Consider the following 11,989-nt stretch of genomic DNA (forward strand, 5'->3'; position numbering starts at 1 on the left):
TGAAATTTTTTTATCAAAAATTTTGTTTATTCTTGCCATTTTGGTTGTTTTCTTTTTCACAGATTTCAGCCTTTGTTATATTTGTAACAAAAAAACATAGAAAAGCACGAAATATAATTCTATTTTTTATATTTTTTTGTTGTGTATTAAAGATTTAGTTTGTTTTTTATAGAAAAATATTCTTTCGATAGGATATAGAAAAATTTTTTTAAAAAACTATATTACATTGAAAAAAATATAGCGATATGAGTTTTTTAATGTGAAAAATGTAAAAAAATATTTCAAAAATAGTTTTTCATTGAATTTTTGATAATTTACAAATATCTATTTGTTTGGAAAAAATATCTACAAAATAAACTTTAAAAGGTATTTGTTTTCTAAAATGTAAAAAAAGCAGATTTTTTTTTTAAAAATTTTGAAAAATTCAAAATAAAGTAATAGATTTGCAAAATGAAATTCTTGATAAAAATCATCAATTAGATGTGCTTGTTAGTGATAACTTAATTTTAATTAATATATTTGTATGGATTTTAGAAGTAACGTAGGAAAATTTCTTTCGGCTTTATTACTTTTTGTAATAGTAGTAGGAGCTTCTTTTGCACAGGAAAAAGAAGTGAAAGGGGGCGTGAAAGATGCTTTGGGAGAACCATTACCCGGAGTAAGTGTGGTGGTTAAAGGTACTACACGAGGAATAGAAACTGACTTTGATGGTAATTTCAAGTTGAGTGCAAAAGTTGGAGAAATACTGAGCTTTTCTTACATTGGTATGAAAACAAAAGAAGTTAGAGTAGGTTCTTCATTAGTTATTAACGTAGTGCTTGAAGAAGATGCGCAAGAATTAGATGCTGTTGTTGTTGTTGGTTTTGGTCAAAAACGTACAATTAAAGAACTTACAGGTTCGGTAGGTAAGGTAGGCGAAGAGATTGCTAATAATTCGTCTGGCTCGATAGATAAAGCTCTTTCAGGTAAAGTAGCAGGTGTACAAGGAGGTATGGCATCTGGTCAACCTGGTGGAGCCGCCCTTTTACGTATACGAGGTATTTCATCTATCAACGGACGTAATAATCCTATATATATTGTAGATGGAGTACGTATAGCACAAGGAGATTTGACGAATAGTACTCCAACGGCTAATATATTAGCTAATATGAATGAGTCTGATATAGAGAGTGTTACTATATTGAAAGATGCTGTGTCTACTGCGGTATATGGTGCTGATGCTGGTGCTGGGGTTGTTATTATCACTACAAAATCAGGTAAGAAAGGAGATGCCAAGTTTTCATTTGATGCTCAAACTGGATTAACTTCTCGTGCTGTTGGAGGAGAGGAGCCTTTATCTACATCTGAATGGTTAGAACTTTTATATGCACGTCAGTTAAATACAAATGGAAATCCTTACGCTAATCGTGAAAGTTTAATAGCAGCCTTGGAAGCAGGTAGTGTATCAGGTCAATTACAATCTTTCTACAATAGAAGACATATTAGTACAGATTGGAGAAAAGAAACAGAAAGAAATGCTGCTCTTTTGCAAAAATTTAATGGTTCAGTATCAGGAGGTACTGAAAAATTGACTTATTATTCGTCTTTGGGGTATTATAACCAAGATGGGATTGTAAAAAATTCTTCTTTTAATCGTATTACTAATGCTAATCGTATCAATTATAAAGCTACTGATAAACTTACATTAGCTACTGATTTACAGATTGGTTTTGGTAAAATGTTAGCTGCTTCTGATGGTGGGACATATTCTAATCCTATCTTAGGGCAATATTTACTTCGTCCCATAGAACCTGTAAGAAATAGTGATGGTTCTTTCTATTACGGTAATGGAAGATTAAGTAATGGGCTTTATAATTCAGCTGCTATACAGCATTTAAATTATAATACTTCTGCATCTACACGTGTGTTAGGTAATTTCCAAGCTGAATATAAAATTTTAAAAGGACTTACTTACAAATTTGTTTTTGCTCCTGAGTATATCAATATAGAGGAAGATGAGTACAGATCGCCCATTCACGGAGGTGGTCAAGCTCTTGGAGGAACTAAATCGAGTTATTCTTCAAGATACTTTAATTTTAATATCCAAAATACATTGAGTTATGATTTTACTTTGGAACAAAAAAATCATTTTTCAATACTTTTAGCCCAAGAGGCTTATAGATCGGATAGAAGAGTTATTGGAGGTTATGCAAATGTAGTAGGGAATACTTTTTTAGAAACACTGGATAATTTTGTTGTACCTCGTCAGACAACAGGGGTTAGAAGTGTAAGTTCTCGTGCTGGTTATGCTCTTAACTTGCATTATGATTATGATAAGTTAATACTTTTAGACCTCTCGGGGCGACAAGATGCTTTATCTAACTTTTGGCCAGAAAATAAAACAGGTTACTTTTGGTCGGCAGGAGTAGGTGTTGATTTTGCTCGCTTAGAAACTTTGAAAAATTCTAATCATATTTCACAATTAAAGTTGTCAGCCTCTTATGGTAGAGTAGGAAACCTTACTGAAAATGCAATTCCTTATACTACTTATGTTTATACCAATAACTATAATGATAAAGCGGCAGCTTTTCCTTCGGGGGTAGATAATAAAGATTTGCGTTGGGAAGTAATTCATCCGCTTAATATTGGTTTAGATTTAGGTTTTTGGAAAGACCGATTAACTCTTAGTGTTGCTTATTATGAAAAGTTAACCAAGGATATGGTTTTTGATATTCCGCTTCCTCTTTCACAAGGGTCTTATAATGTAAAAAATGGTAATGTATATGCTTCTAAATATGTAAATGTAGGAGAGATGAAAAATTCTGGTATTGAAGTAACATTAGGAGCTAAGATTATCCAAAATGAAAAAGATGGCTTTAATTGGAGTTTTAATGCGAATTTTAGTACATTAAAAAATAAAATAACCAAACTCTATGGAGGACAAGATATTGTAGTATCCTCTACTCGTATATTACGTGAAGGAGAAGCAGCCAATTCTTTCTATTTAGTAGATTGGGCAGGTGTTAATCCTGATACAGGAAATACAATTTGGTATACCAAAGATGGTCAAATAACAGATGTCTATAATGGAAGTAATAGAAAAATTTTGGGTAGTCCTTATCCTAATCTATTTGGAGGCTTTGATACCAAATTATCTTATAAAGGTATTTCTTTAGATGCACAATTTAGCTATAGTTTTGGAGGTAAAATTTATGATACTTATGGTATATATGGACTTAGTGATGGACGTCTTACTCATATATATCCTGGATATAAATCACAATTAGATTTTTGGACTCCAGATAACAGAAATGCTCGTAATCCTAAACCAATGCCAGGAGGTAATAATAGTTCAAATGAACATTCATCTCGTTATTTGTACAAGGCAGATTATTTGCGTTTGCGTACTATAAAACTTGCTTATAATCTTAAATCATCACTTATTGAAAATTCAAAACTTAAAGGAGTCCAAATATATGTATTGGGAGATAATGTATGGACACATACGTTTGATGAAAACTTCAAATATGATCCCGATATGCAAGTGAATGGTTATGCAAGTTTTGCATTACCCCCTCTTAAATCATACAGTTTAGGCGTAAATGTTAATTTTTAATACCATAATAAAATGAAAATAGTTAAATATACATTTGGAATTTTGGTTGTAGCAAGTAGCTTGTTGCTTACAAGTTCTTGTAGTAAAGACTTCGTAGAAACTCAATTTTTTCAATCTGAAAAAGCAGGAGATATAAAAACAGTAGAGCAATTAACTTCTCTCACTTATGGTATTTATGTAAAGATGAGAGGAGCAGATTATCTTGGAGCCAATTATAGAGCTTATGCCGAGTTGCATACTGATGAAATATATTCTACATTAGAGTCAGGAAGGTTTCAAGATGAGGCGCCTTATGCATTAAATAAAAGTAAGGCAGGTCCTGAAAACACTTGGCAAAGAATTTATCAAGTTGTTTCAAGTGCCAATATCGTAATCAATGCACCCAATGCACTTACTTGGGGGAAGAGTTCTAATCCAAATACAATAGAAAAAGAAGTAAATCGTTTGAAAGGACAGGCTTATGCTACGCGTGCTTTAGCTTTCTTTGATTTATTACGCCTTTATGGACAAAAATATACCTCTGGACAATTGGGTGTTGTACTTCCTTTGGAGTACAAGCCCGATGCATTACAAGCCCGAGCAACTATTGCTGAGACAGAGCGACAAATTGAAAAAGATTTTGACGAGGCTATAAAACTTTTAGGAGAAACAGGTGATGTTTCTGATAAAACTCAAATATCATCTTGGGCGGTAAAAGCTTTAATGTCAAGATATTATTTATACAAAAGTGATATGTCTAAGGTGGCTACTTTGGTAGAAGAAATTGTAGATTCAGAAAAATATTCAGTAATTCCTTCAGGAGATTTAGAAATATCTTTTACCAAAGAGAATACTCCAAATAGTATTTTTGAATTAGCATTAGGACTTAATGGAGCCTTAGGTGTAACCAGTTATGATAATTTAGCTAATCCAGCAGGATATGCTAATTTAGCAGTAGTACCAAGTGTAAAAGCAATTTATGAAACAAGAGATGTTAGAGCAACTTTTATTGTTTATGATGATAATAAAAAAGCAAATTTTTTGAGTAAAAAGTTTTCAAACCTAAAAGGTTCTTCTAATATTAAGTTAGTTCGCTACGAAGAAGTTTTACTTAATGGAGCAGAAGCTTTGGTTAGTACTGATAATTCAAAAGCCTTAGAATATTATAATTTGATTCGCAAAAATAGAGGGCTTGCCGCAACTATGGCTGTAACCTTAGAAGATATTAAAAAGGAAAGACTTAGAGAACTTATTGGAGAAGGTTTCCGTTATTGGGATTTACTTCGTTGGGGAGCAACTATTCCGTATTATACTGATGAAGGTACAGCTGACCCATCAAAGAATAAAAATATAGGTGATCCATTATTGGCTTTCCCTATACCGCAAGCTGAAACAGATGTACCTAATAGTCCTATTGTTCAAAATCCAGGTTATTAGTTAGATATCATAATTCTTTGAATTATGATTGGTAGTGTTTAATTTTTCATTGTGTTATAAAAGGTGTGATGATACTTTTTAGTGTCAGACTAAGCGAAGTCAATACCTTTTTTAAATGCTATTTTTCGATTTTGTTTGAAATGACAACTTTCATTTTTAATGAAAAACTTTAAACATTAAGTAACAATATAAATTAAAACAAATAAAAATCGCTCAACTGAGCGATTTTTTATTTGAAAAAAATCGTATCTTTGAAAAAAATTTAGAAATATGGATTCAAATACTATTTTTGATTTGCACAAAATTACACGTGGGCACCTTATAACGTATCTTGATATGCTTTCGCCAGAACAATTAGCTTATATACCAGAGGGTTTTCGCAACAATATTTTTTGGAATATAGCCCATTGTGTAGTGACTCAGCAGTTGCTTTGTTATAAGTTTAGCGAGCTTCCGCTACTTATCTCTGATACTTGGGTTCAAAAATATTGTAAAGGAACAATACCTACTGGCTCACTTCCTTCTCAAGAAGAAATACAAGAACTTCGAGAATTACTTATTTCTACTCAAAAGCAATTACAGCAAGACTATCAGCAAGGCAAGTTTGTTCGATACACTGCTTATACAACCAGTTATGGTTTTTCGCTAAACTCTATTGATGAAGCACTACTTTTTAACAATACTCATGAGGCAATGCACTTAGGTATTATCAAATCACTTAGTTATTTTAAATAGAAAAAGCAGATTGATTTTTAGAATAAAAATGTATATTTTAGAATTTTAATGTATTAAATAGAAATAAAATGAATGTTTTAGAATTGCTCAATACACGTTATACAACTAAAAAATATGATGTGAATAAACGTATTTCTCCAGAAAAAATAGAAGAATTAAAAGAAATATTGCGTCTGTCGCCTTCATCAATCAATAGTCAACCCTGGCAATTTACGTTTGTTTCAGACCCAGAACTCAAAAGACAACTGGCATTCCATTCCCATTTTAATAAAGAAAAAATAGAAAACGCTTCACATTTAGTAGTTTTTAGCTGTGTAGATGATATGGAATTTTTCTCGCAAGAGATAAAAACGTATTTGCCAGAATTTGCCATTGATTATTATAACCAAAAAAGAAAACAATTTTCAGTTGAATATATTAAGAATTGGTTGAGTAATCAGGTATATTTGGCTTTGGGTGTATTTTTGACTGCTTGTGCTGCTTTGAAAATAGATTCAACAGCTATGGAAGGTATTGACCAAAAAGCTTATACTGAAATTTTGGGAGATAAGAGGTATAAAGTACTTTTTGCTGTAGCCATTGGGTATCGAGCAGAAGATGATATCAATCAGTTACATCTGAAACCAAAACAACGTCGTGATAAAAAAGATGTTATCGTAGAAAAGTAATTCTTTTGATTAGTTGTTAATTTGGCTTGAATTTGATGTACGTAATGGGTTTGCCTTGTGCTAAATATTGCTGTTCATAAAAGGTTTGGATAGAAGTAACCTCTGTAGGAGCTCCTTCATTTTTATAAATATGATGATTGGCATAGAGTACTTGGTAACCCAGTCCGTGCAAAAGCCCTAGTGTATAGCCATGCATAAATTCACTATCAGTTTTCAGGTGGATAACTCCGTTAGGGCTTAGTATTTTGGCATATCGGAGCAGAAAATCAGCATTGGTAAGGCGATGCTTGGTTCGTTTGTATTTTATTTGTGGATCAGGAAAAGTTATCCATATTTCGGAAACTTCTGCTGTAGCAAAAAAATATTCGATAAGTTCAATTTGCGTTCGTAAGAAAGCTACATTTTTGATATTTTCGTGTAGAGCTGTTTTTGCTCCTCGCCAAAATCGTGCACCTTTTATATCAATTCCTATAAAATTTTTGCCGGGATTTTCTTTGGCAAGATTGACAGAATACTCGCCTTTACCACAACCCAATTCTAATACGATAGGATTGTCATTACCAAAAAAATCTTTTGCCCAATGCCCTTTGAGTGAGAAATTACCCGAGAGAGCTTCTTCTCGTTTAGGCTGAATAACATTGGCAAAAGTTTCATTTTCTTTGAATCGTTGTAATTTATTTTTACTTCCCATAGAATTGAAATAACAGAAAAATTTAGTTAAGAATTGTTTGTATCGTTAAAAATTTGTTTCAAGATTTTTTCAGTAATCAAATAGGTTGGTTTAACCCCGGTGGTTCCTAATCCACCAGAGGCTAAGGTACTTCCTGTTTCGAGCGGATTATCGGAGGCATAATAAGCGTAGCGTACTTTTACATCTTGACGGATACTTTTGCGTATTTTCGATGCTGATTGTATTGCTTTTTGATAATGAACTCCTTCCATTTCTAGCCCGATTACGTTCCAAGTCGATTTTCTGAAAAAGTTTAGAATATCTTTGTTTTGCAGAGAAGTTCCCAAAACAGTTACCATTGTTCCTTCAAATACGCGTAAGCCATTTCCTTCAAAATCTGCTTTGGAAAATTCGTTTTCAAATGGATAATTGTCAGCTGTTCCTTCAAAAATATGTGCCGAAGGTATCATCAAATCGCCTTTTTCGCCTTCCAGAATTCCCGCTTTTCCCATTATGGAAATTGAGACTACATTCAGAAAATCGATGCTATTGGCTGTTTTGTAAGGTTTTAGAAGTTCGTCAATCGTTTCAAAAGCCTGTTCGCCAAAGGCATAATCCATTACAAAAAGTACAGGTTTTTGTTCAAGTTGTAGTTTTTTACTCAAAAAAGTATCTGAAAAATCAATTTTCGCCGTATCAAATATTTGTACATCAATATTTGTTCCCGAAGTATCTTTGATGGAAATCATACCATTTTTGTGAGCAAAATCAATAACTTTTTGCCTTAACGCATCGTTTTGTTTTTCGCTAAGAGCTTCATAAATAGCCAAATCCGAAGTGTTTTTCATTTCTTTGGAAAGTGCTTTTTTTGCAAAAAGACAATTCATAACACTATGCATATTGGCACTGATTATATGTAGTGGTCTTTCTAGTAACCCATTGTCTTTCAGTGCTTTTTTTATTGTATTAGCCCATATTTCACCATAGATATGATGCCCCAAACGCTCTCGCAATATTGGACTAAAAGTAATTACACGTTTTTTATCTGAGATGATTTCGTCCAGAGCTAATTTGCCAAGCCAATATATAATATGAATAAAACGATCAGGTTTTTCTTTAGTTGAAAACTGCGAATGAATAGCTACAATTTCTTCAAATGTTCGTCCTAAAATGTTCCCAATATGAATCAGAGCAATTTCTCGTTCGGGTTGTGTTAGTTTTTTCTTCTGAATGAAAGATTCAATCTTTTGCCAATCGCGACTTGTACCTCCTGTTTCTTCAATAAGAACCCGCTGGGCAATTTTGTGTGATTCTATAAAAAGAAAAGTCAAGTGTGTCAGAATATCATAAATGTCAGAACGCCCCCGCGTAATTTCAATATTCATTTGTTCATCATCAATTCGGTAGCAATTTCGCCTTCTTTTAGAAGGAATAATTACCTGAAATTGTGATTTTCGGTAGCCTTCGTCAGAAATTAGATTGATAAAACGGCATTCTTCTATTCCGATAGGTAGCCTATCCAAAACGTACAAAAGACCATTAAGTTCCGTTTTTTTCTCGGCAATAGTACCATAAATTTCAGGACGAAGTAGCAAAAGAGCCTCTCGAAGACTTTCACCCGAAATTCCCATCGGTTTGTAAAAACCTCGATTAAACAAATGTCGCATTGTAACGTACATTCGCTCAATAGCATTAGTTGATTCTTGCGCACGATTTTTCATAGTAAATGAATTTTGTAGTAAAATTTTGCAAAGATATAAAAAAATAAAATTTCACAAAATGAATTTTTCGAATTTACGAAAGAGAAACCATTAAGTAAGTATCTAAAAATAATACCTCCACAAGCACTTGTGGAGGTAAATAAAATATTTATGAAAAAATTTATTTCGTTTTGTTTGCAAACTTATCAAAATAAAATACAGGGAATGCTTTTCCGTTGAATTTCATTTTTTCTAATTGTGGAGCTACATCAGCTTTTTTACCAACTACAACAAAGCGTAAGTTGTTTATTTTTATATATTTATTTGCAACACGTTTTACATCAGCAGCAGTAACAGCTTCTATATTTTTGATGTAATTTGTATAGAAATCTTTTGGTAGTTTCTGTACTTCAATATTCAAAGCAAAACGAGCTATTGTCGCTGGATTTTCAGTAGACATGATGAAAGAACCTAAGTATTGAGCCTTGGCTTCTGCAAGTTTTTCGGCAGAGACATCTTCCGTTTGAATTCGTTTTATTTCTTTAATAATTTCTTCAATAGCTGCACCTGTTACTTCGTTGCGTACTTTTGTAGAAACAGAAAATGTCGCATCTGTCCACTTATCGGTATGTATTGAAGATCTTGCTCCGTAAGTAAAGGCATTTTTTTCACGAAGATTTAAGTTGATATAGCTTCCAAAACCTCCACCCAAAATATAATTCATTATCAGTGTTGGGAAATAATCCTTGTCTGCCATTTTCAGGTTTTGCAAATTGAACACATTAAGCTCTGATTGAACAGCATTGGGCATATCAATAAAGTTTATTTGTGTATATTGAACATCTTTAGGTTTGTATAAACTTGTTTTCAATGCAGTAGCAGGAAGCCAATTTAAAAAATATTTTTCGACTAATTGTTTTGCTTCTTCGGCTTTGATATCACCAATTATAATCATATATGCATTGGCAGGGGAGAAATTCTCTTTGTAGAAATTTATCACATCATTTAGCGTTACATTTTTTAAAGACGCTTCGGTTTCATATTTTCCATATGGGTGATTGGTGGTATAAACCAAAGCGCTATTAACACGATCTGCTACGGCTTGTGTGCTGTTTTCGCCAGCTTTGAGACCTTCAATGGCTTTGGCTCGTTCTTTTTCCAATTCTTCTTGTGAAAAAACAGGATTAAGCGCTGCATCAGCAAAAAGTTCCATAATACGAGGAAAATAACGTGACAAAGAACTGGCACGAGCAGACCTTGTTGAAACAGAAACACTTCCTCCCAAAAATTCTACTTCTTCGTTGAATGTATCTTTGTCCATATTTTTAGTTCCTTTACCAAGTAAAGAAGATGTAAGCAAAGCTACTCCTGGTTTATTACGTTCATCGCTCGGTGAAGCATCCATAGATAGAGAAACCGATATCTGTGGCAATTTATGATTTTCAACTACCATTAGAGTAAGTCCATTAGGTAGTTTATAAGTAGTTGGAGCACCAAGATTTATAGTTGGTGTATTGCCTGAATGAGGCATTTGAGAACGGTCTATTTGTGCTGTCATAGCTTGTGATGTGAGCAAAAAAGCTCCTATTATACATAATTTTTTCATTCTACTTGTTATTTTTCGTTCATTTGAGGTAAATAATCTAAATCCAAGCGCTGATTAGGATTTAAGTATTTTTGAGCCACACGGCGAATATCCTCGCGAGTAACTTTTCGGTACAAATCAAGTACTTCATTTACTCGGTTTGTGTTTTTGTGAAACATGTAAGCATTTGCAAGTGAAAGAGCAATTCCTTCCATATTAGAGTTAGAACTTACAAATCTTTTTTCAAATTGATTAAGCAGTTTTTGATATTCTCTTTCTGATAACAATTCGTTTTGCAAACGTGTAATTTCTTGGTCCATATCTTTACCTAACTGTTCCAAAGATACATTGCCCAGAGGCAAAGCAGCCATCATATAAATACCATAATCTTCTTGTGAATCGTTAAAAGCAAAGACTTGCAAGGCTTCTTTTTTGTCTTCCACCATTTTTTTGTACATACGCGAACTATTTCCACCGGTTAAGATATTAGAAATAAAATCAAAAACAACTGCATCGCTATCGGTCATTTTGGGAGTACGATACGCATATACTTTGGCAGGAATTTGAATGTTTTTGTCATATTCAACTGCTTTGATAACTTGCGCAATAGGTTCTTCTTGCGGATAATTACGAACAGGTTTTCCTACCGAATTTGGGATAGAAGCAAAGTAATCGTTAATCCATTGTTTGGCTTGTGCTTTATCAAAATCACCTGTTACAACCAAAACAGCATTGTTTGGATTGTAATAACGCTGATTATATTTGGTAAAATCATCTAACGTTGCTGAATCAAGGTCTTTCATACTTCCGATGATAGACTGTTGATAAGGATGTTTTTTGAACAAATATGGGTTAATGGCTGTACGATAACCCAATTTAGCATAAGGTGCATTGACAATACGTTGTCTTTTTTCTTCTTTAACTACTTCTTTTTGAGTATCGACACCTATTTGGTTTATTACAGGGTGAAGCATTCGCTCGGCTTCCATCCATAGACCGAGCTGTAAGTTATTCGAGGGAAATACTTCGTAGTAATAGGTTTTGTCGGCAGTAGTAAAGGCATTGTTATTCCCTCCATGTGAAGAAACAATATCGAACCATTTGCCACGTTCTATATTCTTTGTCCCTTCAAATAGTAAGTGTTCAAAAAAATGTGCAAAACCCGTTTTGCCCACCACATCATCTTTACCACCTACGTGGTACATAACTCCCGTAGTAACTACTGGAGCTGAATTGTCCTGATGCAAAATAACGTGTAATCCATTGGACAAGTCGTACTCTTCAAAACTGATTTTCTGTGCCATAGCTATCCCTCCTGATAGTGCTAATGTTGTTAATGTTAATACATATTTTTTCATATCTGATGAAAATTAAATAATTGTGCAAAAATAATTTTTTTAGACGATAAAAAAAAATCTTTATAAAAAAATCTTTCTTAAAACTCTTTGTTTGATAAGATATAAAATGTGAAGTGTGAAATTTATATTTATAACTTTTTGATAATCAGATTTTTGAATTGTTATTCGAATTTTTTTTAAAAATACACTACTTTGTATTGCATAGTATAAAAATATTTTTATAACTTTGCATTGTAAAAAAGTACTGATTTTATTACTTATC

8 protein-coding genes are annotated in these 11,989 nt (G+C 33.0%); 4 read left to right on the plus strand and 4 right to left on the minus strand.

The features are described 5' to 3' along the window. The first annotated feature begins 523 nt into the window (after window positions 1-523). The 4 genes from OO775_RS04440 to OO775_RS04455 all read left to right on the plus strand — a co-directional run bounded on the left by OO775_RS04440 (window position 524) and on the right by OO775_RS04455 (window position 6,414). Window positions 524-3,595 (plus strand): SusC/RagA family TonB-linked outer membrane protein, encoded by a 3,072-nt coding sequence (locus OO775_RS04440; RefSeq protein WP_264845816.1) that lies wholly within the window; start codon window positions 524-526, stop codon window positions 3,593-3,595. Between the two features lie 12 nt (window positions 3,596-3,607). After that, entirely contained in the window at window positions 3,608-5,011 is a 1,404-nt protein-coding gene (locus OO775_RS04445; RefSeq protein ID WP_264845817.1) for a RagB/SusD family nutrient uptake outer membrane protein, read from the plus strand. A gap of 270 nt (window positions 5,012-5,281) precedes the next feature. After that, a complete protein-coding gene (locus OO775_RS04450; RefSeq protein WP_264845818.1) occupies window positions 5,282-5,746 on the plus strand; it encodes a DinB family protein in 465 nt (154 codons plus the stop codon). A gap of 68 nt (window positions 5,747-5,814) precedes the next feature. Next, on the plus strand, window positions 5,815-6,414 hold the full coding sequence (locus OO775_RS04455) for an NAD(P)H-dependent oxidoreductase (protein WP_264845820.1): 600 nt from the start codon (window positions 5,815-5,817) through the stop codon (window positions 6,412-6,414). A 16-nt stretch (window positions 6,415-6,430) separates the two neighbouring features. On the opposite strand, the gene trmB is transcribed toward OO775_RS04455, so the two are convergent. From trmB to OO775_RS04475, 4 genes are all read right to left on the minus strand, one after another. Beyond that, window positions 6,431-7,105: a tRNA (guanosine(46)-N7)-methyltransferase TrmB gene (gene trmB / locus OO775_RS04460; RefSeq protein WP_264845822.1), complete on the minus strand. Its 675-nt coding sequence runs from the start codon at window positions 7,103-7,105 to the stop codon at window positions 6,431-6,433. Window positions 7,106-7,131: 26 nt separating this feature from the next. Continuing rightward, a complete protein-coding gene (locus OO775_RS04465) occupies window positions 7,132-8,805 on the minus strand; it encodes a DUF6909 family protein (protein ID WP_264845823.1) in 1,674 nt (557 codons plus the stop codon). Window positions 8,806-8,965: 160 nt separating this feature from the next. Further along, window positions 8,966-10,390 (minus strand): M16 family metallopeptidase, encoded by a 1,425-nt coding sequence (locus tag OO775_RS04470; protein ID WP_264845824.1) that lies wholly within the window; start codon window positions 10,388-10,390, stop codon window positions 8,966-8,968. 8 nt (window positions 10,391-10,398) lie between these two features. Then, window positions 10,399-11,673, minus strand: coding sequence for a M16 family metallopeptidase (locus OO775_RS04475; RefSeq protein WP_264846041.1), 1,275 nt, complete (start codon window positions 11,671-11,673; stop codon window positions 10,399-10,401). Window positions 11,674-11,989 lie beyond the last annotated feature (316 nt).

This window comes from Capnocytophaga catalasegens (genome assembly GCF_026005215.1).
In the GTDB taxonomy this organism is placed as follows: domain Bacteria; phylum Bacteroidota; class Bacteroidia; order Flavobacteriales; family Flavobacteriaceae; genus Capnocytophaga; species Capnocytophaga catalasegens.

Excerpts from the sequence above, each read along its gene's own strand:
- OO775_RS04440 (WP_264845816.1), top strand. The coding sequence starts at position 524 with ATGGATTTTAGAAGTAACGTAGGAAAATTTCTTTCGGCTTTATTACTT.
- OO775_RS04445 (WP_264845817.1), top strand. The coding sequence starts at position 3,608 with ATGAAAATAGTTAAATATACATTTGGAATTTTGGTTGTAGCAAGTAGC.
- OO775_RS04450 (WP_264845818.1), top strand. The coding sequence starts at position 5,282 with ATGGATTCAAATACTATTTTTGATTTGCACAAAATTACACGTGGGCAC.
- OO775_RS04455 (WP_264845820.1), top strand. The coding sequence starts at position 5,815 with ATGAATGTTTTAGAATTGCTCAATACACGTTATACAACTAAAAAATAT.
- trmB (WP_264845822.1), bottom strand. The coding sequence starts at position 7,105 with ATGGGAAGTAAAAATAAATTACAACGATTCAAAGAAAATGAAACTTTT.
- OO775_RS04465 (WP_264845823.1), bottom strand. The coding sequence starts at position 8,805 with ATGAAAAATCGTGCGCAAGAATCAACTAATGCTATTGAGCGAATGTAC.
- OO775_RS04470 (WP_264845824.1), bottom strand. The coding sequence starts at position 10,390 with ATGAAAAAATTATGTATAATAGGAGCTTTTTTGCTCACATCACAAGCT.
- OO775_RS04475 (WP_264846041.1), bottom strand. The coding sequence starts at position 11,673 with ATGGCACAGAAAATCAGTTTTGAAGAGTACGACTTGTCCAATGGATTA.